Raw genomic sequence first — 24,990 nt, forward strand, 5'->3', positions numbered from 1 at the left:
TAGCAAGTTCTGTGTGCAAAGCACTTATGCCGCCAGCGTGGTCTCGACCAGCCTGATCCAGTACGACGTGCCGTACACGATGGCGTCATCGTTGAAGTTGTAAGCGGGATGATGCAGGCCCGCGCTATCGCCATTGCCGATGAAGATGAAGGCGCCGGGCCGCGCTTCCAGCATATAGGCGAAATCCTCCGCGCCCATCATCGGCGGCGTCCCGTGTACATTGTTATCGCCAGCAATCTCTTTCGCGATCCTGATCGCGGTATCTGTCTGCTCGGGGTGATTCACCGTGACCGGATAGCCGCGCCTGAATTTGACATGGATCCTGGCGCCGGTCGTCAGCGCCACGCCGGCGGCGACCTCTCGAATCCGTTTTTCCATCAAGTCGCGAATATCCGCCCTCAGGGTGCGGACCGTTCCGCGCAGCTCGGCCGTTTGGGGAATGACGTTGCTGGTACTGCCGGCGTGGAACTCACATACGGAAATCACCGCCGATTCCAACGGATCGACATTGCGCGACACGATCGATTGCAGGGCAACGACAAGCTGCGAGCCGGCCAGCACCGGATCAATACAGAGATGCGGACGCGCGGCGTGGCCGCCGTGGCCCTCGATCCTGAAATCGACGCTGTCGGTCGCCGCCATGATAGGCCCCGGCCGGATGGAGAAGGCGCCGAGCGGCAGTCCAGGATTGTTGTGCATGCCATAGACCTGATCGATCCTGAAACGATCCATCAGCCCGTCCTTGATCATCGCCGCAGCACCTGCGCCGCCCTCTTCCGCCGGCTGAAAGATCACAACCGCCTCGCCGGCGAAATTCCGCGTCTCCGCGAGATAACGCGCGGCACCGAGCAACATCGCCGTATGGCCGTCATGGCCGCAGGCATGCATCTTGCCAGCTGTCTTCGAGGCGTAAGGTAAATCGGTTTCCTCTTGAATTGGCAGCGCGTCCATATCGGCACGCAGACCGATCACCTTGACTTCCCCGCCACCGGGGCGTCTGCCCTTGATGACGCCGACGACGCCGGTCCTGCCGAGCCCGGTCACGATCTCGTCGCAGCCGAATTCCCGCAAGCGGTCGGCCACGAACGCGGCGGTGCGAGGAACGTCGTACAGAAGCTCCGGCTGCGCGTGGATATCCCTGCGCCAGCCAGCGATTTCGGATTGCAGATCGGCAACGCGGTTGACGATAGGCATTTTGTTTCCGATCGGGTTGCGAGGATCTTCGCTAAAGCATTTTCAGCCGACGAAAGGGCGTCACGCCGACTTGCGAACGGCATTATCCATCAAAGTCTTGCCGAGTGACCAGATCGCGCCCGGAACCTGGTGGCTTGCGGCAATGACGCTGTCGAATGAGGTCTCGATCCACTTGCAATCTTCATCATTGATGATGAGCGGCGGCAGCAGCTTGATCGTATGGCTGCCGTGACCGGCGACCTGGGTGAGTATCTTGTGATCCTTGAACAACGGCACGGTGATAAGCTGGCAGAACAGGCCCTTGTTGGCAGTCTCCAGCAGATTCCACGATGCCCTCAGTCGCAGCGATTTCGGCGGCCCGAACTCAACGCCGATCATCAGGCCCTTGCCGCGGACCTCCTTCAGAAGCTCGTAACCCGGCACCATGCGGTTGAGCGCCAATTGCAATTCCGCGCCGCGCCGCGCCGCATTCTCGACCAGTTTCTCGGCCTTCAGCACTTCAAGCGTGGCGATGCCTGCCGCCATCGCGAGATCGTTTTTGGCGAACGTCGAGCCGTGCACGACGGCGCGATCCATCCGGTTGAATATTTTGTCGAAGATGTGCTTCCGGGTCAGCACCACGCCGATCGGCACATGACCGCCGGACAACGCCTTCGCCAGCAGCACCATATCCGGCTCGACGTTCCAGTGCTCGACGGCCAGAAACCGTCCGGTCCGGCCGATGCCGGTTTGAATCTCATCCGCCACGAACAGCGTGCCATATTTCCGACACAGCGCGGCAGCTCCCGGCAGGAATTCATCGGTGGGCATGTTGACGCCCTTGCCCTGGATCGGCTCGACGATGAAGGCCGCGATCTGGCGCGACGACAACGTTTGCTCCAGCGCGGCGAGATCGTTAAAGGGAATCACTTTGCAATCGGGCAGCAGCGGCTCGAATCCGCCGCGGAAATTCTTGTCGTCTGTCAGCGAGAGCGCGCCATAGGTCAGTCCGTGGTAGCCGTGATCGCAGTAAACAATGCCCGTCCGTCCGGTGGCGACACGCGCGAATTTGATGGCGGCCTCGACGCTTTCCGCTCCGGAATTCGCAAAAAAGACCTTGTCGAGGTAGGGAACGTGAACGAGCAGCCGCTCAGCCAAAACACCGGCCAGCGTGGAGACATCCATTTGCACAAGGTTGGGGAGATCACTGTCGAGGACGCCTTTCAGGGCATTCCGCAACACAGGATGGTTCCGACCAATCGCAAAAACGCCAAATCCGCTCAATAGATCAAGGTAACGTGCGCCCTCGCGATCGACCAGATATTGGCCCTGCCCACTTTGGAAACCAACGTCGTAGCCGATGGTCTTCAGAACCCTGACAAGCTGTTCATTGAGGTGGCGGACATGCATTGCGCTGCGCTGCGCCTGCCGTTCCACAAACATCTCGGAAACGTCTAGATTTGGATATAGCATCCGCTACATAGTTCGGTTGATGGTCGCTTCGTCAACTGAAAAGCACGAACACGGTATTTGACTTTGTCAGTGATCCCCAGCCCTTCTACTTAAGCACAGGCTTGAAAACATGTTGCAGCGCCCAGGACACACCATGCGCATTTTAGATTATTGCAGAACTTCCGCTATTTCCTCCCTTGTCGCAACCGCTCTGGTGACAGCGGGATTAGGGTCCGCTCTCGCGGGTGATCCCACCGGGGATTGGCTGGTTGCCGACGGAGTCGCCAAAGTCCGGGTGGCCGAATGCAAGGGCAGCATGTGGGGTGCGATCTCCTGGGAAAAAGAGCCGGGCGTCGACAGCAATAATGCCGACCACGCCAAGCAAACCCGGCCCACGCTCGGCATGCCATTGCTGTTTGATATGAAGAAAAAAGCGAACGAAGATCTTTGGGAGGGGCAGGTCTACGACGCGAAAACCACCGGCCGGCTTCAAACGGCCAGCATCCGTCTGCTGGACCCTGATAAGCTCGAGATCAAGGGTTGCATGCTCGGCATCCTATGCGGCGGCGAGACCTGGACCCGCGCCGCCCCCCCGATTCCAAGCAGCCCGTCCAACAGTCACAGTCCTGCCAGCACCGCGCCAAAGGCAGGCATGGCCAAGACCGCTCCATCGAAGTCTGCGCACAAGACCATCGGTCAAAAGTCCGCTACCAGTGCCACCCCGCCGACCGATCCTGTCGGCGATATCTGTCTACTTCCCGACATCGCGGGGACGGCCCATTAACGCGGGCTGAAACAAGAGCACCGCGGCAAGGGTGGTGATGAGCGACAGCGCCAGTAGCTTACCCATGCTTGCCGTGCCCGGATGACTCGACAACCACAGGCTACCGAAAGCGGTCGCGGTTGTCAGAGCGCTGAAGAAGATCGCCCGCGTGAGGCTTGATTGCAGCAGGTTCGTTCTGCCGGATCGCCAGGCCGTGACATAATAAATCTTGAACGCCACGCCGACGCCGAGCAGCAACGGCAACGCGACAATGTTGGCGAAGTTGAGAGGAAGCCCGATCATCACGCAGATCTCGAGCGTCACCGCTCCCGCCACCAGCAGCGGCACCAGTGTCAGCAGCACATCGGTAATTCGGCGTAGTGCCAGCCAGAGCAGGATGCTGATGGAGATCAAAGCCCAGAGTCCCGCCTCGATAAACGCCTTAACGATGGTGTCGCCGGACTTGAGAATCGATACCGGCCCGCCGATGGCGTTGGGCGCAGCCGCGAGCACAGCGCTGGCAAATTTTCGCAGCGTCTCATTGTGGTCCGGATCTCCGCGCGGCAACACTTCGACGCGCGTAATGCCGTCTTCGCTCTTCCAGAGCTTCACGAAATCCGGTGGCAAGGATTCAAGGGTGACAGGTTCGGCTTTCAGTAAATTTCGAAGCTGTTCGAACATGATCTTGAGCGGTTCGACGAAGGTGGCTTGCGCTTTTTCACGCATGGCTTCGTTCGAATCGGCCAGCCGGGTAAGATCGTCAGCCAGCCGCTTTGCGGCCGCGGCACCCGGTCCCTGATGAGTGCCGGCCGCTTTCCGCAGACTATCGGCGGTGCTCTTCAGCGCATCGACATTCTCCTCGTCGGAGGGCGGCGGATCAATCGAATCCGGATTGAGCGCTGGACCAAGAATTTTAGCGCCTCGCGCAATCAGCTTGAGTTTCTCAGGCTGGTCAGCCGGGACAAAGCTATCGAGCGACCGGGTGCGTGCAACTTCAGGCACTTCGGCGAGCCGGGCCTCGACCCGCTGAGCTTCCTGCTCGGACTTGACCATTACGTTGATGGCGTTCGCGCCGGTATCGGGATCTCTCCGCAAATCCAGATATGTGGCGATCGATTCGACCTTTGAGCTCCTTAGGTGGATCGGATTGAAATCGAAGCGCAGGAAGTAAAGCGCTGGCGCTCCGAGAATGACGACTGCAATCGTGCCGCCGACGATCGCCACGCGATAGTCTTCGAGAAAACGGTCGAGCGGGGCCAAAAACGCGTAGCCGACCGGCTCTTTCTCACCCGGCGGGTTCAGAAGACGCAGCAACGCGGGAAGAACGGTGATGCTTGTGAGAAACGCGATCAACATACCCACGCCGGCGATTCTGCCGAGTTCCGACACACCCTTGTAATCCGTCGGCAGGAACGACAGGAAACCCGCCGCAGTCGCCATCGCCGCCAGCGACAGCGGGACCGAGGAACGCTTCGCCGCCACCAACAACGCCTTTTCCAGATCGTCGGTCTTGAACCGCTCGGAACGGTAGCGGACGCTATACTGAATGCCGAAATCAACGCCGAGGCCGATAAACAGCACGGCAAAGGCGATCGACAGCAGATTGAGCGATGTCACCATCATGAGGCCGACCGCCGTCGTGACCGCGAGTCCGACGAACAGCGTCGCAAACACCGCGAAGATGATTTTCGGCGAGCGCAACGCCAGCCAAAGGATCACCAGCACGATCACCACCGTACCCACGCCGTTGACGATGGCGCCCTCCTGCACGGTGGCGAATTCCTCATTGGCGATCGGCACCGGCCCGGTCAGTCGGACGCGCGCACTAAACTTGCCGGCAAGATCCAGATCGAAGGCGGCTCTACGGATCGCATCGGTGGCATCCTTGCCCGGCTCGAGCGCATTGAAATCGAGGTACGGCTTGATCTGGATCAGCGAGCGGAGATCGGAAGCGGCCAGGGGCTGGTCGCTTGCGAGCTGACGCCAGGAGAAGGTGCCGCTTCCCTTGGTCAGGACGTCCTCAACGCTCTGGGCAATCGCCGAGAACGGCCGCGCCGTGCTGTCCAGCTCGAACTGACCCCGCTTCAAGCCGACCAGCGCCGTTTCGAGCGCAGCGGTCAGCCCGCGCAAGCTCGGATCGCCGGCCATGATCTCGACCAGCGGCGCGGCCTCGCCAAACTGGCCCGTGAGCTGTTTGACCTCCTCAGTGGGAAGGAACAACAGGCCGTTCCGTTCGAAAAACGGCCCTCCGCCGAGTAGCTGAACCGATTCGAAATTGCGGTGGTCGTTCTTGAGTCTCGCGGCCAGCATGGCACCGGCAGTGCTGGCAAATTCCGCCGTGGGGGCCTCCACGACCGCAAGGATCAGTCTTTCCTGGTCGAACGCCTTCTCGAAAGCAATGTCACGCTGCCGCCAATCCAGATCAGGCGAAATTAACTTATTGATATCAGTGTTTATTTCAAAGTACTTCGCCGAATAGAAGACCGCACCGGCGGCCAGCACGATCGCAACCAACGCAGTAACCCAAGCAAACCGTGTGCAAGCCTTAACGATCGAAACAACAATACCTGTCAGCACATTCTTTCTTTCTGCTACCATGTACGTATACGCACATGAACGGACCCGGCCCGGTTCTTCTGCCGGATCTAACGACTTTTATATGCTATTTCAGAGAATAAGGTGCGCAACACCTGCGGTGGGTTCTAGTTCGGGAGATTTGCCGACGATTCAAGCGCTTTGATATCGTTGGCTCCGCGGACGGCAAGTGACGAATCAGTGAGGGCCATTCGGGCGGGTACCCCATATCATAATACCGGAAATTCCAGTTCCGGATCAATCGTCGGCTAAAAAGCCTGCGTCATTGCAACGTTTTGTTCTGACGCAAAGGCCATATATATCATAGCGTTGAAATCCAGAGAGCGCGACCCGCAGATTATATACCTGTGACATTTCTTGAAGGCGCGTGGGATTATTTAGAAGAACGTTCAGTTCTATGTGGAGTTACAGCATAATGCATAAGGTGCAAATTGACTGATCCTCGTCCAATTGAAATTCTGCTGGCACAGCCGCGTGGATTCTGCGCAGGCGTCGTCCGCGCGATCGAGATCGTCGAGCGCGCGCTGGAGAAGTACGGACCCCCAGTGTATGTCCGCCACGAAATCGTTCACAATAAGTACGTTGTGGAAAGCCTGAAAGATAAAGGGGCAATTTTCGTCGAGGATCTGTCGGAGGTTCCGCCGAAGGCCGTTACCGTGTTCAGCGCTCACGGCGTTGCGCGGAGCGTGGAAGAAGAAGCTTTTGCTCGCGGCCTGCCCGTGCTCAACGCCACCTGCCCGCTGGTCACCAAGGTTCACAACCAGGGCAAACGCTACACGTCCAAGGGGCGAACCCTGATCTTAATTGGCCACGCTGGCCATCCTGAGGTTGAGGGAACTATGGGACAGGTTCCAGGCCCCGTCCTGCTTGTTCAGGATGTGGATGACGTCGCGGCCCTGACACTGCCTTCCGATACGCCGGTGGCCTATATTACCCAGACGACGCTCAGCGTTGACGACACCAAGGACATCATTCTCGCACTCCAGCAGCGTTTCACCGATATTCAGGGTCCCGACACACGCGATATCTGCTATGCAACACAGAATCGGCAATCTGCGGTAAGGGACCTCAGCAAGCTGGTGGACGTTATTCTAGTGGTCGGCGCAGCCAACAGTTCAAATTCGAACCGGCTGCGCGAAATCGGCACCGAAGTCGGCGTTGCAAGTTACCTCATCGCTGATGGCAGCGAACTCAACGCGGAGTGGTTGAAAGGGGCGAAAGCCGTGGGCATTACGGCCGGTGCCTCGGCTCCGGAAGTCCTTGTCGACGACGTCATCGAGGCCTTGAAGCGCATCGGACCGATAGCCGTCTCGATACTGCCGGGACGGGAAGAAAACATCGAATTCCGGCTCCCGTCTGAACTCACCTCAGCTTGATCCCCTTCAAAATTTTAGCTGGTAACTCCAGAGAGAAGACTTGTGATGGCAATACCGTTTTTTAAAGAACTGAAGATCGGCGGATATCTGATCAAGCAGAAGATGCTGGGCCGCAAGCGCTATCCGCTTGTGCTGATGCTCGAGCCGCTGTTCCGCTGCAATCTCGCCTGCTCCGGATGTGGCAAGATCGACTATCCCGACGCGATCCTCAACCGTCGTATGAGCGCTCAAGAGTGCTGGGACGCAGCCGAGGAATGCGGCGCACCGATGGTTGCTATTCCCGGCGGCGAGCCGTTGATTCACAAGGAGATCGGCGAGATCGTGCGCGGCCTTGTCGCGCGCAAGAAGTTCGTCTCGCTCTGCACCAACGCGCTGCTACTGGAGAAGAAGCTCGATCTGTTCGAGCCCTCGCCGTACCTGTTCTTCTCGATCCATCTCGACGGTCTGCGCGAGCACCACGACAAGTCGGTGTGTCAGACGGGCGTGTTCGACCGCGCGGTCTCCGCGATCAAGGCGGCGAAGGCGCGCGGTTTCACCGTCAACGTCAACGCCACGATTTTCGACAACTATCCTGCCGAAGAGATCGCAAAGTTCCTCGACTTTACGGCCGAGCTTGGCGTCGGCGTCTCGATGTCGCCGGGTTACGCCTATGAGCGCGCGCCCGATCAGGAGCACTTCCTGAACCGCACCAAGACCAAAAAGCTGTTTCGTGATGTCTTCGCGCTCGGCAAGGGCAAGAAGTGGAATTTCATGCACTCCGGCCTGTTCCTCGATTTCCTCGCCGGCAACCAGGAATATCATTGCACGCCCTGGGGGATGCCGGCGCGCAACATTTTTGGCTGGCAGAAGCCTTGCTACCTGCTCGGCGAGGGTTACACCAAGACCTTCAAGGAATTGATGGAGACCACCGACTGGGACAGCTACGGCACCGGCAAGTACGAAAAGTGCGCCAACTGCATGGCGCATTGCGGTTACGAGCCGACCGCCGCCACCGCCGCTCTGAACAATCCGCTCAAGACGATGTTGGTGGCGTTGCGCGGCGTCCGGACGACGGGCCCGATGGCGCCCGAGATCGATCTCAGCAAGCAGCGTCCGGCGCAGTACATCTTTGCCGAGCAGGTTCAAAAGAAGCTGTCAGAGATCCGCAAGGATGAAGCGGCCGCCGCCGCTGCAAAAGAAGCAGCAAAAGAGCAAAAGGCTTCTACCGCAGCGTGACGCCATCCAGCGTTAGCGGCACCGGTTGGCATCAAGAAGCCGCTAAAGCATGATCCCGAAAAGCGGCAACCGGTTTTCGGTCAAGATCATGCTCAATCGCAAAGAAGTAAAAAGAAATAAGAGAGTCTGATTCAACGACGTTGAAATCAGACTTTCTTGAATCTGACTTTAAAGAGCCGAGCCCGGCTTCAATTCCATCAAAGCCGCACGGGGTTGCGGCACATTCGCTCGCAAACCGGAAAAGCCTCGCGCCGGGACGGACTCTCCGGTACGACCTTTTCGATGGCCTGGCCCCCGCGGTCTTGCGACCGACGGCGTTGCCATATAATCCGCCGGAACGAGACTCTCGCCGCCTAACAGAAAATTACGGCACCCGCGCAAGGAGCGGAGCGCCCGATTGAAATCGACTCCGGTAGATACCAGTGCGCCCAGGGTGAACGGATTTCGAGCAAGGCCACGAAGCACCTTCTTCAAGTCGATGTTGCCGTTTGGCTTAATGGCGTTGCGGGCGATCGCCGGCAGCGCCCGCGTTGCGGGATCACTGATCACGCGCAAGGCGGCAAAGGGGAGACCCGCCGCGGTAGCATAGGCGGCCGCGATGTGGCTTTCCATGTCGACCGCCGAAGCGCCGGTCGTAGCGTGGAGCACTGCCTTGCCGGCCTGCTCCAGGACGACCTGCTCGGCGCCGGCAAGCCCGGCGCGGACCACTTTCTGGCCGCCTAAACCGGAGCCGTTGATCAATTCCTCGCTGAGCGCAAGGCCTGCCCGCCACCGCGAAGTACCGTTCACAACTTCCGTGGCAACCACGACGTCTCCCGATTTCAGAGACGGATCAAGCCCACCGGCGACGCCGAAGCTGATCACGCCGCGTACCGTCGACGGATCGAACCCCGCGAGAAGCGCCCGCAACTGCCGGGGATTGCTGCTGCTGCAAATGACAGTCATGCCGGGGCCCGCGGCGATGCGGGCTTCCTGAACCAGACCGGTCACAATCAATACCGGCCGCGGGTCAAAGGCATTGCCCGCGGATACGTCAATCGCCGCCCCCAAATTCACATCCCGACCCCTACCGCCTTGCTGTTGGTGCTTCTCAAATTCCGATACCGCGCCAGCGCCCAGAGCGGGAAGAATTTTGAGTAACCATGGTACCTCAGATAAAATACCCGTGGGAACCCCGTGGCCGTGTAGCGCTGCTCATCCCACAGGCCTTTTTTTGCTTGTGTGTCTATCAGGTACTCGATTCCCCGGGCTACTGCAGGATTTTCGACCTCGCCCGCAGCCATCAAGGCAAGCAACGCCCACGCGGTTTGCGAAGCAGTGGTGGGCGCCCCCTCGAATCCCTTATAATCGAGTCGGTAACTGACCGCATCCTCGCCCCAGCCGCCATCCGCATTCTGGATCGAGACCAGCCAGTCCACCGCCTTGCGAATCGCCGGATCCTGGCGATCCACCCCGGCGGCGTTGAGGGCGCAGAGAACCGACCAGGTGCCATAGATGTAGTTCAGGCCCCAGCGGCCATACCAGGATCCCTCGGCGAGCTGGGTCCGGCGCAGGTACTCAACTCCGGCCGCCAAGGACGGGCTGCTTTCAGTCGTCTCGCCGAGTTGCGCCAGCATCGAAACGCATCGCGCGGTGACATCCTCGGTCGGCGGATCGAGCAGCGCCGCATGGTCGGAGAACGGGATGTTGTTGAGATAGTATTCAAGATTGTCGGCATCGAACGCGGCAAAGCCGCCGTCCCGGCTCTGCATCCCCTCGATCCACTCGCGGCCGCGTGCGATCGCCTCGTCATATTTATCGCTCCCGTCGTGACGGCGTACCCGGTCCATCGCCATGACCACGACAGCGGTGTCATCGAGATCGGGATAATGGCCGTTGGCATATTGAAATGCCCAGCCACCCGGTCGCACGTCCGGGCGTTTCACCGCCCAGTCGCCCTTAAGAACGAGCTCCTGCTTAGGGAGCAGCCAGTCGAGGCTTTTGCCGGCGCTGTTCAGGGCCTCGGGTCCGCCGGATTCGAGCAGCGCGTGGCAACTCAGCGCGGTGTCCCAGATCGGCGATACACAAGGCTGGCAATAGGCCTCATCCTTGCCGATCACCAGAAGCTTGTCGATGCCGCGTCGCGTCACCGCACGCGGTGGATGTTCCGGCGGAAACCCCAGCGCATCGTACATCATCACCGTATTGACCATCGGCGGAAAGATCGCGCCGAGGCCGTCCTCGCCGTTGAGTCGCTCCTCGACGAACCCAATTGCCTTCTTCATAGCGCGCGCACGCAGCCACTTGGGAAACAGCGGCTCGATCTTTCGCAAGATCCAGTCAAGACCGCTGAACAACGCAAACCAGGCCGGGCTCTGATGCGGAGCTCTCTTCGGCGTGCGGACGGTGGCCGGATCCTGAAGAAAAAGTTCGCGAATGCCGACGCCGCGCGGATTGCGCGCGCGGGGCTTCAGCACGGCCAGAACCATCAGCGGCACCATGGTGGTGCGCGCCCAATAGGAAATCTTGTTGAGATGAAACGGCGACCACATCGGCAACAGCATGATCTCGACCGGCAGAACCGGAACGCTGCGCCATGTCAGAACTTCGAAGAACGCGAGCAGAAAGCGCGTGAAGACATTCACGTTGGCCGCGCCGCCGCGGGACAGGATCGCCTCGCGCGCGCGCGCCATGTGTGGCGCGTCGACGGAATCGCCGACCATCTTCAGTGCGAAGTAGGCCTTCACGCTGGCGCTCATGTCGAATGGGCCATCATGCACCAGTGGCCAGCCACCATGCGCGCCCTGGATGCGGCGGAGGTAAGCCGCGATCTTGGCTTCGAGCACTGTGTCGACCGGCTCGCCGAGGTAGTGTCGCATCAGGATGTATTCGGACGGGATGGTCGCGTCGGCCTCGAGCTCGAACACAAAATGACCGTCCGGCTGCTCGAAATTCAGCAGTCCGCGGGTGGCAGCGCCGATGCGGCCCCCGAGGACGGCGTCATCAATCGGCGCGGCCGTTGCGTTCATGGAACTCATGGCGACTGATGTCTCAGATTGAACGGGCTTTCAGAACGTGATCGGCAGCCCGGTTTCCGGAGCGAACCGATCCCTCGATGGTTGCCGGCAACCCCGTATCAGTCCAGTCGCCGGCAAGGAACAGGTTTTTCCACGCCGTCAACGCTCCCGGACGCAGGGCTGCCTGTTCGGGCGAGGCCTCGAATGTGGCGCGGCGCTCGCGCACGATCTGCCAGGCCGGCATCTCGGCTTCGATACCCGCGACCACGCAGATGTCCTTCCAGATTGCCCGCGCCAGTTCCTCGCGCGGCATGTCCACCAGCCGGTCGCCGCCGCTGATGGTGATGGAAAAGCGGTCTTGAAACGCGAACAGCCATTCGATCAGGCCATTCACGACACCGATCATCGGGGGGTGATGTGGCGGTGGAACGAAGCGGAAGTGTGCATTGACGATGGCGCGGAATTTCGTCGGCACCGTCAGGCCGGGCACCAGCGTGGCTGCCGATCGCGGCGGCACCGCCATCACGACAGCATCGTCCGGGTCGAGCGCGATGGTCTGATCGCCCAGCGAGAGCGCCGTAACCCGATCGTTCGCCATGGTGATCTGCCGTACTTCGTGGCCGATATCGACGCTGCCACCCCTGGCACGAATGTAGTCGATCGCCGGCTCGATCAGTACCGAGCTCAGTCCGTCGCGCGCGATCAGCGGACGGCACGCCTGACCACCCGCCAGCAGCGTTTCGCGAATGATCGTACCGGCGAGACCCGCCGATCCGTCGGGCGGGTCGATGTTCAGCGCCGCAAGCAGGAGCGGCAGCACCAACCGTTTGTAAAGCACGCCTTCGCACTTGATGGCATTGCCGACTCGCGTACGGGCATTGGCCCAAATCAGCGGCGCGAGGGCAAAATAGTCTGCGAGCGATGTATCCGGCACCCGGCGGTTGCGGTCGAAAACCCAGAACGGAACCCGCCCGTCGTTGATCTGCAAGGTCCAGCGTTTATTGGCGGCAATATCGATAAACTGAAATTCGGCCTTCGGCGGCCCCTGCAAGCCAGCTTCGGAACCAATCTTGCGTGCATAGGCCAGCACACTGTGGTTGCCGGAAAGCACCAGATGGTTGCCGTTATCGATCGTGAGATTGGTCGCGCCGTCGAAGTAGGAACGGCAACGGCCGCCCACCTGTTGCGCAGCCTCGTACACGCGAACCCGATAGCCGGCATCGGCCAGACGCACACCCGCTGAAAGACCGGAAATGCCGCCACCGGCGATATGAACGGTTCTTTGCATCAGATCAACGCGTATCGGAGAACAATGGCGATCTTCGCCGCGGGGCTTACGCGGACGGGTAACCGCGGCGACTGAAAGCCGCGCTCCTCCAGCAGATCCAATATGGCGTGATAGTATCTCGACATGATGCGCGGCGCGCGCACGGCACGACGCGGGTTGCGATTCATGATTTCGTCCGATTTGGCGAAATGTCCCCGCGCCCGCTCCACGAGCTCGGCACAGACCTGCGGGAGCGCCGGGTTCGATATCACGGCGGCCGGATTGAAGCTGCTGATACCGGCCTGAAGCAAGCCTTCGCGCGGAAGATACAACCGTCCAAGCGCCGCGTCCTCGTCGAGGTCACGCAGGATGTTTGTCAACTGCAGTGCACGGCCAAGATGGTGACTAAGCAGAATGCCGTCCTGCTCTGGCAATCCGAACACCCGGACCGATAGCCGCCCGACGGCGCTTGCGACGCGATCACAATACAGATCGAGCGTGGCATCGTCGGGTGCAAGGATATCCGCCAGCACGTCCATTTCCATGCCGTCGATGACGGCGAGGAAATCCTCGCGGCGCAGGCCAAAGGCGCGAACGGAGGCGGCGTAATCGCGCAACCGCGCTGGGGCCTGCCCCTGATAGAGCGCATCGATGTCGTCACGCCACTGCTGAAGCGCGGCCTGCCGTTCGGGCCGCGGATGATCCGAATCGGCAATGTCATCCACGTAACGGCAAAACGTGTAGATCTGGAACATCGCCTCGCGTTGCGTGCGCGGCAGGATACGCATCGCCGCGTAGAACGAACTGCTGGAGGCAGTCGCTCCCGAACTGGCATCTGTCGTCTCGATTGTCATGCGCCGGCAGCCGGGCTCGACATCGGCCGCCGCCGAACCGAACGGCGGAGCATTTCCGTGGTGATGCCGGCGACGCTGTAGCCGAGCAATTGCAGGGGCTTCAGATGAACCGTCTCGCTCAAGGGATCGCGCACCTTCAGCAGCGCGACGATCCTGTCGGCGAACATCTGGATCACGGCGACTTCAAGTCCTAGCCGCATATCCCTGATCTCACTCGCGAGCGGCCGGCCCTGGTTGAGCAATGCTTCGGTTCGTCCGGCAAGCGCTTGCAAGCATCGCAGGAGCACCGGCGGGGCTTTGTCGTCCCCGAGCATCTCCGCGGAGGCGCCCGATGCAGCAAGCGCATCGCGCGGCAGATAAACGCGGTTGAGGTTTCTGTAATCCTTGGCGCAATCCTGAAGATGGTTGTTGATCTGCAGGCCCGCGCACAGCGCATCCGACGCGACCCAGGTCTCTTCGCTCTCGCCGTGCACGTCGAGCATGAATCGTCCGACTGGCATCGCCGAATAGCGGCAATAGTCGATCACGTCGTCCCAGGTCTCGTAGCGCAGCTTGGTGACGTCCATCCGGAACGCCTTTAGCACGTCGACGGCATGGCGCGGAGGCATCGACCGTTGCGCCAGCGCCTTGCGAAGGTTCACGGCTTCGGGCTGACTATCCCCCTGCCCCAGAAGCTCACTCTCGAACAAATCGAGCCAGGCAAGCTTGTCCTTTTCGCCAAGCTCAGCGTGATCGGCGATGTCATCCGCTGTCCGGACGAAATTATAGAACGCGAGGATCAGTCCGCGGTGACGCGGATGAATAACCCATGACGCGACGGGAAAATTCTCGTCGCGATGGGTCTTTCCGGATCGCAGTTGGTTCGCGGCAGGCATCAGGACCGGTTACGTTGACTGAATCGCAATCGGGCCTCCCGCCGGTTCGGAAACCGGCGGGCAGAGAGTCGCCCGCGCTCCATATAGGGGAAATTGCGGGCTAAACCAATGCTATCTTTCGCTTTTTAGCCCCAGTGTCCGGCGCTGCGACAAAAGGGAACGGATAAAGCGAGATGATATGCTTTACTGGCCGTGGTTCGCCAGAACCTGGTTACACGTCTTTGAGATTTTCGGGCGATTCTGCTGCAAGCACGCGAGAACCGCGAAATCGCCCTGATCCATCACTGGACGGCAGAAACGGCTGACGTCCCGCGCGCAGGCGCGGTGTTCCGCTTCAGTCCCGCTGTGCGGTTGCCCTTGGACCTGCCCGCCGGGCGGTAGCCCTTGGAACTGCCCACCGTACGGTTGTCCTTGGAACTGCCCGCCATACGGTTGCCCTCGGACCTGCGCCATCGCCACGGTCGAGCCGAATGATAAAAGGAGGGCGAACGAGAATAAAATCTTGGACATCATAATCCTTCACTGCAACGAGGGAGAGTTCGATCCTGCACAACGCGGCGCATACCGGATGACAGGCATTTCAAATCTTGGAGGGCAATCACGTCACAAACCCTTTATCGATACCATATCGAAAGAGTTCGCAAGAGGATACGAACGTGTCGACGCTGCCAACGGTGTCGACGCTGCCAACGTCTGTCTGCTGCGGCACACATCACGATCAACCTGAGCCATTCCTGAGCACATCCTCATGCCAAAAGCGCTGCGAATGCGGCTAAAATTGCGGCGACCGCCGGATACCGCTGCAGCCCAACAGTTTTCCCAATGATAATTTCTAACACGCCTGAAATAATCGACTAAAATCACGTGGCAGGTTTGCCGATGGTCAGTCAAGTGCCATCCGCTCAGTTTGGTGACGGTTCAAATCTGCTCATAGCGGCTACACTGCGGCAACTTCGGCTTTGAAGATTGAACCTCGTGAGGCGCGGTAAGACTAAAGATACAGTACGAAATCATTGCCAAGCACCTTTTGATAGGAAACCGGGCATGAAGCTGTTTTCCATCAAGCTGATTCGGAGATCGGCGAGTGCAGCGAGCCTTGTCGCGGGCCTTGCATTGTCCGCCCCGGCTAGCTTCGGCCAGTCTGCTCCGTTTACAGGCTTCGGGGGAAACTGGTCTGGAAAAGGCACGGTCACGCTGTCAGACGGATCGAAAGAGAACATTCGCTGCAAAGCGTCTTACAGAGTGGACCGCACAGGCACGACCATGAACCAGAACCTGCATTGCGCCAGCGACAGCTACAGGTTCGATCTCTCCAGCAATGTTGTCAGCCATGGCAGTGAGATTACCGGACAATGGAGCGAAGCCAGCCGCAATCTGTTCGGCTCCATGCGCGGCCGCGCGGGAGGCGGCGAGATCGAAGTGTTCGCGCAAGCCGCCGGCTATGCCGCAAACCTGACGATACGCACCCAGGGCAAAAGGCAATCGGTCTGGATCACCTCTAAAGGTGAAATCAGAAACGTTTCCATCACCATGGTACGTAGCTGAGGCCGTAACCTGATAGAGTGTCTGGATCCGCCACCATAAACTTATTTCGCCGGCTTCGCCTGGCTGTCGCGGCGGAAACGCTCAGCAAAGGTAATCAACCACATCGCCGTCGGGCGAAGGATCAGGAAGTCCGCCACAAGAGCGGCAACCATGGCGAAGGCGCTGAGCCAACCGAACAGGCGCAGCGACGGCAGATCCGAAAAAACTGTCACGACCAGACCGCAGGCCAACACCACGGTGGTGAGGATCAGCGCCGGTCCCATCAGCACGGTCGCGCGCTCAACCGCTTTACCAGCGCCGATACCCGGCTGGCTCTCCGATCGCAGGCGGTTGAGGAAATGGATTGTTGCGCTAAGCCCCAGGCCGAACGACACCGTGAGAGCCACCACGCTGGCGAATTGCAGCCCCTCCCCGAGTGCCCACAGCACCGTGCCGGACAGCACGACCGGGAAAATCCCGGGCAGAACACAGGCAAACATCACGACAACCGAACGGAATGCGAGTCCAATGAACACCGCGACCAGCGCAAACTCGATCGTCAGACCGTGGTTGAGTTTCTCGATCATGCTAGCGCTGTTACGAGCGGCGATGGCCGACAGGCCAGTGACAGCGATTTCATAACCAGGATGCGCTGTCCTGACCGCATCCATAGCATGGTCGAGCTTTTCCACCACCGGCAGTATCTGGCTGGAATCCTTGTCGGGCACACGGCCTGAGACCACGACTGCAGTCTGGTCTTCCGAGATGAAGCGGCGCACCAGATGCTTGGGAATGACGCTGACATATTCCTTGAGCGTCGCGACGTCGTGGCTGCCGGCCTTTTCGGCGAGCCAGCGCCGCAACGTTTCAAGCGACCAGACGTTGCCGACACCGGCCTGTTCTTCCACCAGCCTATGGACTTCGGCGATGGTGGCAAGCGTCTGCGGCGAATACAGCGTCTCGCCCTTGGGGAATTCGATGAGGATATCGATCGGGTTGGCGCCGGTGAGCTTTGCATCGAGACGGCCGCTGGCCGCCACCGCCTGCTGCTTGTCGGGCACCTGATCCGCGAGCCGATAGCGCGGTTCGAGGTTGGCGTAAACCACCGCAAGACCGCCGACCACCAGCAGGGCCAGCAGGCTGAAGAAACCGGGGCGCCCCACCATCCGCACCGCGATCCAGGCACAGAATCGGCGCAGCGCCTGCACGCCCCAGTCCGCCGTTTTGAATTTCTCCGCGAAACGCCGCTCGTCACGAACAAGCAAAACTCCGAACACCGGCACCAGCAGCAGCACCGCGAGGAGCGCGATGATCGTTGCCATCAGGCCGGCCTCGCCGAAGCTGCGGATCAAATCCGAGTTGGAAAACTGTAGCGCGAGGAAGGAAATTCCGGCGGTCGCATGGGTCAGGACGCAGGCCGGACCGACCACGAGGACAGCATTGCGGAAGGCGGAATACTTGTCCTCGCCGGCAATCAAGCGGTCGCGCGCCGCGAACGTCAACTGCATCGAATCGGAAAAACTGATGACCATGATGAGTGGGGTCATCACATTGAGGAACATGTTGAGGCTGAAATTCGCCCAACCCAGAACGCCCAATGACAGCAGGATGGCAAGGAGCGGCGGGAAGGCCGCAATCACCATGAAGGATACTTTGCGGAAAAACACGATCGCGATCAGGCAGCCAGCCAGAATGCCGGCGACATTATAGATAATCCCGTCGCGCTCCACCGCGTTGCGGATTTCGAGCTGCATCACCGGCACGCCGGACAGCTCTTTGGTGAGTCCGGTGCCGGCGAGATCGTCGTCCATAACCTTGCGGATCTGGCCAACGGTCGTTTTCAACTTGCTATCGCCGACGATCGACGGTTGCAGCGACAGCACGACCAGCGCCAGCGTGCCATCCTCGGACAGCAGCTTGCCGCGAATGATCTCGTTGGACTTCACCGTCTCGATGAACTTGTCGTAATCGGCACCTTCCGGCAATTCAGATGGAAACAGCGCCGCAGGCAATTTGCCAGGCTCCGGCGCCTGACGCGCCGAGAACAACGAGATCAGGCCGCGCACGCCATCAACCAGTTGCAGATCGGTGACCAGATCCCGCAGCTTTTCGAGGTTGTCCCGCTCGAGCAGCGTCTTGCCCTCGACCACCACCAGCACATCGAACTCGGTCGACGGAAAACGCTTGGTGACTTCCTCGTACTGACGATACTCCCTGGTATCGGAACGGAACAACTGGCTAAGCGAATCGTCAATTTTGATCCGCTGGATTCCGAACACCGCGCCGACGACCATGGCCAGCAGAACGATGCAGGACAGGATCGGCGCGCGCATGGCAAGCAGCCCGATCCGCTCGAATCCGAAAGCGATGCTGAGCGTCCGCTTGGCCGGTTTGGTCAGATCGGCAGCATCGGGATTTCGCTCATGCATGCGCTGTCCGTCCTGTCGTGAAAACCATCGTCTAGCAAATTTCCAGAAAGACTTTGGAGCTGACGGAAACCACGGGCAATCCGCTCGATCTTGACAGCATGCACCGGTTTTCGGGCGCAACGTTTAGCCGTTTCCCGGATAGACTACAAGCAAGGGCCGATTATGCTCCCATCCACGCCGCTCACGGCGAAATGATGTCGAAAGGGCGGGCCTTCCAAGCGAGCGCTGTGGCCATCGCAGGCATCGCCTTAGACCGGGGAAGCGTTCGGTGGCCCGCTGAACGCTCGAGCTGTCAGCCTGCGGGGTCGGCGCGATCGCTGTCGCTTATTCCGCGGGAACCGCGGCTTCCCGCAGTTTCAAAGAATAATAGGAGGCATTGGTTTTGCCGCGAGAGGCCGACCGCGCGAACATGATGAGGTGATGAGCAACCAGTACCGAGCTGATGAGATATTCGATCTCGCCGCGAGCCAGCCTGCGTAGCGCGAATTTCCAGAACACGCGCCTGTAATCGCCGCGCACGCCGACCTTCCAGAAAATGTTGCGAAGCATGGTCAGGCCGAGCTTGATATTCCGCCATGACCTCTGCTGCGGCGTGCGCGGCTGGATTCGCTTCGGATAGGTTTCGCGGATCTGGTACTCGTAGCGCTCCAGAAGCTTTTCAGGTTCGTACGCGCGCCCCATGCAATCACGCCATGTCGCCACGACATGGTCGTAAGGCAACCGGAAATCGATGTTGGAATCGCGGCCCTCGTCCTCGATCAGGCGATTCTCGCGTTTCAGACGGTCCCACAGCGGCGTCTTCGGCAGCGCCTGCAGGAGATTGATGGTCAACAGCGGTATCTGGGAGTGATCGATGAAATCCAGCAAATGCTGTCCGGTTTCGGGCTTGTCGGTATCGAGTCCGAGGATAATTCCGGACACTACCTCCATGCCGTAGTCGTTCAGCGTCTGGATGGCCTCCATGATGGGGACCATCATGTTGTGATCCTTGTGCATCGCCTTTAGCGCGACGGGATCCGGTGTCTCGATGCCGCAGAAGATCGTAGCGAAGAATGCTTCACGCATTTGCGAAAGTATCTCCGGGCGTTTGGCGATGTTCAGCGTCGCCTCGCAGGAGAAACGCAGCACGAAACCGGTCTTCTTTTGCCATTCGATCAGGTGCGGCAAAAGATCCAGCGCGGCCTTCCGGTTACCGATAAAATTGTCGTCGACGAAATAGACTGACCCGGTGATGCCGCATTCCAGCAGCTTGTCGAGCTCACGCGTGATCTGCTCGGGACGTTTGAGACGCGGATTGCGACCATACAGGCCGGGAATGTCGCAGAATTCGCACTGATACGGGCAGCCGCTGGAATACTGGATGCTTCCCAGGAAGTAACGCTTGATGTCCGCCAGTTCGTAAGCGGGAATGGGAAATTTATCCATGTCCAGCCGATCGGCGGTTTTGAGGACGACCTGACTCCGGGGCCGTGACGGATCTCGCGCCAGTCGTTCAATCAGATCGTCCGTCGCATCGCCAAGTTCACCGACGTGAAGGTAGTCGAAGGTTGGATAGTAGTCGGGACAGGCGCTGACCGACGGGCCACCGAGCGCGACCGGCAGATTGAAGGCGTGGGCCCGGCGGCAAATATCGTTCATCTGCTGGCGCTGGATGTGCATGCCGCTGACGAACACCGCTTCGGCCCACTCGAAATCCTCATTCGTGGCAAAGCGGATATTCTCGTCGATGAACCGGACATTCCAGTCGGCGGGGAGATAGGCGGCGATCAGCAGAAGCCCCTGCGGCGGCATAAAGGCCTGGACACCACCGGTCAGCGGATAGGCGTGTTCAAATGTCCCAAACGAGGACGTGTAGCGGGGGAAAACGCAAAGAATGCGCCGATTGCCATACTGACCCACGCCCCTCATCGCACCTTCCCCGTGCATCTCCCCGTGCAAATGTGCATCAAGCGAGAACCCCTACCAACTCTTGGCGCTCGCAATGGTTCCAGGTGGAGCTAATGGAATGCGCGGCACGAAACGTGAGCGACAATTTCTTCAACAATATGACGAAGCTGAAAAGGCCAAGACTGGCTTACCGACCATGCCAGCCAGGGTCTGCGATATCCGCGAAAATGCGTTCCGCATTTTGCGGGAACGAGACAGAGTGGTTTAGGCGCGAACGATCTTCTCGATAACCGCAGCAAGTTCGAAAATCCGGCGATCCGAGCCGCCGGCCGCGGCTAGCATCAACCCCACCGGCGCATCACCCTCGCGATGACAGGGCAGCGAGATCGCGCAGCCATCGAGGGTATTGATCAGCGCGCAATTGCGCAGCGATAGCATGTTAGCTTTCGTGTAAGCCGCGTCGTGGGTGAGATCGGCGATCGTCGGCGGCGTGATCGCTACCGTCGGCGCGATCAGCGCGTCGTAGGGTGTGACGCGGCGCTCGAAGCCTGCGATGATCGCGCGGCGGATACGGAGCAGATCGACATAATCCGCGGCGCTGAGGCTTTCGCCGCGAAGGATGCGGCTGAGGACGCGTGGATCGTAGAGCTCGGCCTTTTCCGCGATCAGAGCGCGGTGCCAGGCCCAGCTTTCCGCCGCCGAGAACCCGCCCCCGACGTTCAGCGCCGCGATCTCGGCGAATTCGGGAACGGCAATGCGTTCAATCGCGGCGCCGGCCCCGGCCAGTCGGTCCAGAGCACGCTCGAAAGCCCGCGCAACCGCGGAATCAAGATCATCCAGCATCACCGTGGTCGGCACCCCGAGCCGCATCCCCTTGATCGGGCGAGGCTCGACCGGCGCGATGGGTTCGGCCGCCAGCACCGCGTCCAATACGGCGCAGCAGCCGACCGAGCGCGCGATCGGGCCGTAGCTGTCCAGCGTGACCGACAGTGGGATACCGCCATCGAGCGAAATCCGGCGCGCGGTCGGCTTGTAGCCGACGATGCCGCCATAAGCCGCCGGGATCCGGCAAGAGCCGCCGGTATCGGTGCCGAGCGCGCCATGCGCCATGCCATCAGTGATCGATACCGCCGCACCTGACGACGATCCGCCCGGCACATAGCCGACGTCGCGCCGCCAGCAGTTTTTCGGTGTGCCGTAGTGCGGATTGATGCCCAGACCCGAATAGGCGAACTCGGTCATGTTGGTGCGCCCGATCACCACGAAGCCGGCGCGGCGCAGACGCGCCACCACCGGCGCATCGTTCGCCGCTGGCGGCGCATCGTCGAGCGCGCGCGAGCCGGCACGCGACACCTGTCCCTTGATATCGAACAAGTCCTTTATCGATACCGGAATGCCGGCGAACGGCGACGGCTCGGCATTGACCCTGCGTAGTCTGTCCATGGCCTCGGCGGAAGCTACTGCACCGTCCGCATCAACGTGGATGAACACGCGCGCGCCCTCGCCCGCTTCGTCGGCGATCTTCGCAAGGCAATCGTCGACCAGCTTGCGTGCCGTGGTGCGGCCCATCGCGAGATCGGCGGCGAGCGTCGCCAGAGTCGGGTGATTTGACATGCGAAACTCGCAGACGGACAGATGGTATGGTGTCTTAGCCGCTATTGCGCAGGCCCGCGGAAAGTCCGTTGATGGTGATCTGGATACCTCGCAGCACCTGCTCATCCCCACACTGCGCGCGGTGGTCCTTCAAGAGTTCGACCTGCACATGATTGAGCGGATCGAGATACGGGAAGCGGTTGCGGATCGAGCGCTCGAGCAACGGATTACCGGCGAGCAACCGCTCCTGCCCCGTGATGGCGAGCAGCATGTCGATGGTGAGATGCCACTCGCGCCGGATGCGTCCGAAGATGGCCTCGCGAAGTTCCACGTCTGGCACCAGATCGGCATAACGCGACGCGATCGCGATCGAGCTTTTCGCGAGCACCATGTCCATGTTGGAGAGCAACATGCGGAAGAACGGCCACTCTCCGTAAAGCTCTTGCAGAAACGCCATGCCCTTGTCGGGATGATCCGCTATCCACGACTCCATCGCGCTGCCGAACCCGTACCAGCCCGGCAGCATCACACGGCATTGCGCCCAACTGAATACCCACGGAATCGCCCTAAGGTCCTCGATCTTGCGCGTCTTCTTGCGCGACGCCGGCCGGCTGCCGATGTTCAGCGTGGAGATCTCGTTGATGACGGTGGAGGCCCAGAAATAGTCCTCGAAACCCGGCGTCTCGTAGACGAGGTTGCGGTAAGCCGTGTAGGCACGCGATGAAAGTGACTCCATCGCGTCGAGGTATTCAAGGCTCGGTGCGCTCTGCCGCGGCTGCAACAGGCTGGCCTCCAGCGTTGCAGCGGCGAGGATCTCCAGATTGTTGCGGCCCACCTCGGCATTGGAATACTTGCTGGAGATAATTTCGCCTTGTTCAGTGATCCTGATCTGGCCGTTCACTGCACCACCGGGTTGCGCGAGGATGGCGTCGTAGCTCGGCCCGCCACCGCGTCCGACCGATCCACCGCGGCCGTGAAACAGGCGAAGCCGCACATCGTGGCGCTCGAACACATCGACCAGGCCGATCTCTGCCTTGTAAAGCTCCCAACCCGACGTGACGAAGCCGCCGTCCTTGTTGCTGTCGGAATAGCCGAGCATCACCTCCTGCAAGCCACCCCGGCTGTCGACCAGCGCGCGATACACCGGCAGCGATAGCAACCGGTCCATGATGCCGGCACAGGCCTGCAAATCCTCGATGGTCTCGAACAATGGCACGATGTTGATGGCGCTATGTCCCGCGGGGTCGACGAGGTCGGATTCCTTAAGCAGCAGCGCGACTTCGAGCAGGTCGGAAACGCCCTTGGTCATCGAGACGATGCATTGAGGGATCGCATCGGGGCCGAGCGTCTTGTGCGCCTCTGCGGCGGCATGAAACACCGCGAGCTCGCCCAGCGTCTCGTCGCTGTATGTGATGAACGGGGACGTCAACGGGCGCGCGCTGCGCAGTTCTCGCAGAAGCACGACGATGCGGGCCTCCTCGTCCAGGGTCAGATAGGACGTGCCCGGCGTGGCGGCATCGAGTAGTTCGGCAATCGTTCGTTCATGAACGGTGGAATTCTGCCGCAAGTCGAGACAGGCGAGATGGAAACCGAAACAGTCGGCTGCACGGCGCAAATAACGCAGCCGCCCGCGCGCGATCACCTCCGAGTTATTTTCGGTCAGTGAGCGGTGGAGAACGTCAAGATCAGCACTAAATTCGGCGGCGCTCGCATAGGGCGGAGCCGCGCCATACGGCGGGCGCAGCGTGTCCGCTTTCAGTTTTATGGCCGTGGCCGAAAGCCGCGCGTAGATGCCGGACACCGCGAGGCGGTAGGGTTCGCCGCGGCGATGCGGCGACGTGTCGGCCGTTCGTTCGGCCAGCACGCGTAGTTCCGGCGAGACATCCGTGAGATCTGCGGCCAGCGACAGCTCGCGGCCAAGTTCGTGCAGTTCATCAAGATAATAACGCAATATCCGCGAGGCCTGCCGTTGGAGAGTGCCGCGCATAACGTCCGCCGTCACGAAGGGATTGCCGTCGCGATCACCGCCGATCCAGCTTCCAATCCGCAGGAACGACGCAATCTCGTTCGTGGCGCTGCCGTCGGAGGGATCCTGCAAACGATCTTCCAGGATGCAGTGCAGCCGCGGCACCTCGCGCAGGAACGTATAGTCGTAGAACGACAGGCCGTTAGCAACTTCGTCGAGCACCGTCAGTTTGGTTCGCCGCAAAAGATTGGTGTGCCACAGCGTCAGCACCGCGCGGCGCAGCTGTTCCTCACTAGCCTCGTATTCGTCTGGAGTGAGCTGCATCCGTTCGCGCCGGTCGAGCAGCGCCGCGACCTCCATCTCGCGATCGATGGTGCTCTTACGACGAACCTCGGTCGGATGAGCGGTTAGCACCGGACTGACCACAGCGCTGTCGAAAAAGGCTCGCAATTCCTCCCCGCTGAACCCGGCCTCACGGGCGCAAGCAAGCGTGTGCGACAGCCGACCTTGGTGCGGCTCCCCGCCTGCAAGGGTCTGACTGCGCATCTGGCGAATATTGTTCTGATCTTCGGCGATGTTGGCAAGATGCGAAAAATAGCTGAAGGCGCGGACGACGAGGACTGTCTCCTCCGTCGACATGCCGTCGAGGATGGCTTCCAGTTCGCGCCGCGCGGGCTTATCGTCATCGCGGTGAAAACGAATCGAAGTCTGCCGGATGTGTTCGACAAGATCGAACACATCCGGTCCTTCCTGATCGCGCACGGTATCGCCGAGAATGCGCCCGAGCAGCCGGATATCGTCGCGCAGCCTTGCATCAAGGACAGCGGCGTCAGACTCCGGCTGACCTGCACGAGGTAACGGCATCAGACTGGACATCGCGCTGCTCCTGAAAAGTCGGTTCTTCAGTCGCAATTTTCGTGCTGCGATGCAAGAAATGCTGGCCGTTCGATGCACAAAAGATGAGCGGCCAGATCTTAAGTCCGACCGGCGAACTGAGAGGATGCTCACCCAACATGGTGGCGCGT

17 protein-coding genes are annotated in these 24,990 nt (G+C 60.3%); 4 read left to right on the top strand and 13 right to left on the bottom strand.

Features of this window, described 5'->3' with window-relative positions:
- Nucleotides 1–24 precede the first annotated feature (24 nt).
- Together B2M20_RS12110 and hpnO are read right to left on the bottom strand one after the other, a co-directional pair.
- On the bottom strand, nucleotides 25–1,194 hold the full coding sequence (locus B2M20_RS12110) for a M20 aminoacylase family protein (protein WP_079447294.1): 1,170 nt from the start codon (nucleotides 1,192–1,194) through the stop codon (nucleotides 25–27).
- A gap of 60 nt (nucleotides 1,195–1,254) precedes the next feature.
- On the bottom strand, nucleotides 1,255–2,646 hold the full coding sequence (gene hpnO, locus B2M20_RS12115) for an aminobacteriohopanetriol synthase HpnO (RefSeq protein WP_079447295.1): 1,392 nt from the start codon (nucleotides 2,644–2,646) through the stop codon (nucleotides 1,255–1,257).
- Between the two features lie 133 nt (nucleotides 2,647–2,779).
- Between hpnO and B2M20_RS12120 the strand changes: the two genes are divergently transcribed.
- Nucleotides 2,780–3,409 (top strand): DUF2147 domain-containing protein, encoded by a 630-nt coding sequence (locus B2M20_RS12120; protein ID WP_244553505.1) that lies wholly within the window; start codon nucleotides 2,780–2,782, stop codon nucleotides 3,407–3,409.
- Here B2M20_RS12120 and hpnN read toward each other — a convergent pair.
- A complete protein-coding gene (gene hpnN / locus B2M20_RS12125) occupies nucleotides 3,377–5,965 on the bottom strand; it encodes a hopanoid transporter HpnN (protein ID WP_079447347.1) in 2,589 nt (862 codons plus the stop codon). The genes B2M20_RS12120 and hpnN overlap by 33 nt on opposite strands.
- A 467-nt stretch (nucleotides 5,966–6,432) precedes the next feature.
- On the opposite strand from hpnN, the gene ispH reads away from it, so the two are divergent.
- Nucleotides 6,433–7,359 (top strand): 4-hydroxy-3-methylbut-2-enyl diphosphate reductase, encoded by a 927-nt coding sequence (gene ispH / locus B2M20_RS12130; RefSeq protein ID WP_173815992.1) that lies wholly within the window; start codon nucleotides 6,433–6,435, stop codon nucleotides 7,357–7,359.
- Nucleotides 7,360–7,404: 45 nt separating this feature from the next.
- Nucleotides 7,405–8,574: an adenosyl-hopene transferase HpnH gene (hpnH, locus tag B2M20_RS12135; protein ID WP_079447298.1), complete on the top strand. Its 1,170-nt coding sequence runs from the start codon at nucleotides 7,405–7,407 to the stop codon at nucleotides 8,572–8,574.
- Between the two features lie 168 nt (nucleotides 8,575–8,742).
- On the opposite strand, the gene B2M20_RS12140 is transcribed toward hpnH, so the two are convergent.
- From B2M20_RS12140 to B2M20_RS20790, 6 genes are all read right to left on the bottom strand, one after another.
- A complete protein-coding gene (locus B2M20_RS12140) occupies nucleotides 8,743–9,630 on the bottom strand; it encodes a phosphorylase (protein ID WP_079447299.1) in 888 nt (295 codons plus the stop codon).
- A complete protein-coding gene (gene shc, locus B2M20_RS12145) occupies nucleotides 9,627–11,591 on the bottom strand; it encodes a squalene--hopene cyclase (RefSeq protein WP_079447300.1) in 1,965 nt (654 codons plus the stop codon). The genes B2M20_RS12140 and shc overlap by 4 nt, the downstream gene beginning before the upstream one ends.
- Nucleotides 11,592–11,604: 13 nt before the next feature.
- Complete coding sequence (gene hpnE, locus B2M20_RS12150) at nucleotides 11,605–12,858, bottom strand: hydroxysqualene dehydroxylase HpnE (protein ID WP_079447301.1); 1,254 nt, start codon at nucleotides 12,856–12,858, stop codon at nucleotides 11,605–11,607.
- Nucleotides 12,858–13,691 (bottom strand): presqualene diphosphate synthase HpnD, encoded by an 834-nt coding sequence (hpnD, locus tag B2M20_RS12155; protein ID WP_079447302.1) that lies wholly within the window; start codon nucleotides 13,689–13,691, stop codon nucleotides 12,858–12,860. Before hpnD ends, hpnE begins: the two co-directional genes overlap by 1 nt.
- Entirely contained in the window at nucleotides 13,688–14,566 is an 879-nt protein-coding gene (gene hpnC, locus B2M20_RS12160) for a squalene synthase HpnC (RefSeq protein WP_079447303.1), read from the bottom strand. The genes hpnD and hpnC overlap by 4 nt, the downstream gene beginning before the upstream one ends.
- 183 nt (nucleotides 14,567–14,749) lie before the next feature.
- The gene (locus B2M20_RS20790; protein WP_374708853.1) at nucleotides 14,750–15,019 is read right to left on the bottom strand and encodes a hypothetical protein; all 270 of its coding nucleotides are present in this window, start codon (nucleotides 15,017–15,019) and stop codon (nucleotides 14,750–14,752) included.
- A gap of 591 nt (nucleotides 15,020–15,610) precedes the next feature.
- Between B2M20_RS20790 and B2M20_RS12170 the strand changes: the two genes are divergently transcribed.
- On the top strand, nucleotides 15,611–16,111 hold the full coding sequence (locus tag B2M20_RS12170; RefSeq protein ID WP_079447304.1) for a hypothetical protein: 501 nt from the start codon (nucleotides 15,611–15,613) through the stop codon (nucleotides 16,109–16,111).
- 41 nt (nucleotides 16,112–16,152) lie between these two features.
- Here the strand turns inward: B2M20_RS12170 and B2M20_RS12175 are convergent, their stop codons facing one another.
- From B2M20_RS12175 to ppc, 4 genes are all read right to left on the bottom strand, one after another.
- Nucleotides 16,153–18,519: an efflux RND transporter permease subunit gene (locus B2M20_RS12175; RefSeq protein ID WP_079447305.1), complete on the bottom strand. Its 2,367-nt coding sequence runs from the start codon at nucleotides 18,517–18,519 to the stop codon at nucleotides 16,153–16,155.
- Nucleotides 18,520–18,843: 324 nt separating this feature from the next.
- Complete coding sequence (locus tag B2M20_RS12180) at nucleotides 18,844–20,427, bottom strand: B12-binding domain-containing radical SAM protein (protein ID WP_079447349.1); 1,584 nt, start codon at nucleotides 20,425–20,427, stop codon at nucleotides 18,844–18,846.
- A 243-nt stretch (nucleotides 20,428–20,670) separates the two neighbouring features.
- Nucleotides 20,671–22,020, bottom strand: coding sequence for an amidase (locus B2M20_RS12185; RefSeq protein ID WP_079447306.1), 1,350 nt, complete (start codon nucleotides 22,018–22,020; stop codon nucleotides 20,671–20,673).
- A 34-nt stretch (nucleotides 22,021–22,054) separates the two neighbouring features.
- Nucleotides 22,055–24,841: a phosphoenolpyruvate carboxylase gene (gene ppc, locus B2M20_RS12190; protein ID WP_079447307.1), complete on the bottom strand. Its 2,787-nt coding sequence runs from the start codon at nucleotides 24,839–24,841 to the stop codon at nucleotides 22,055–22,057.
- Between the last annotated feature and the right edge of the window lie 149 nt (nucleotides 24,842–24,990).

This window comes from Nitrobacter vulgaris (assembly GCF_002028545.1).
Taxonomy (GTDB): domain Bacteria; phylum Pseudomonadota; class Alphaproteobacteria; order Rhizobiales; family Xanthobacteraceae; genus Nitrobacter; species Nitrobacter vulgaris.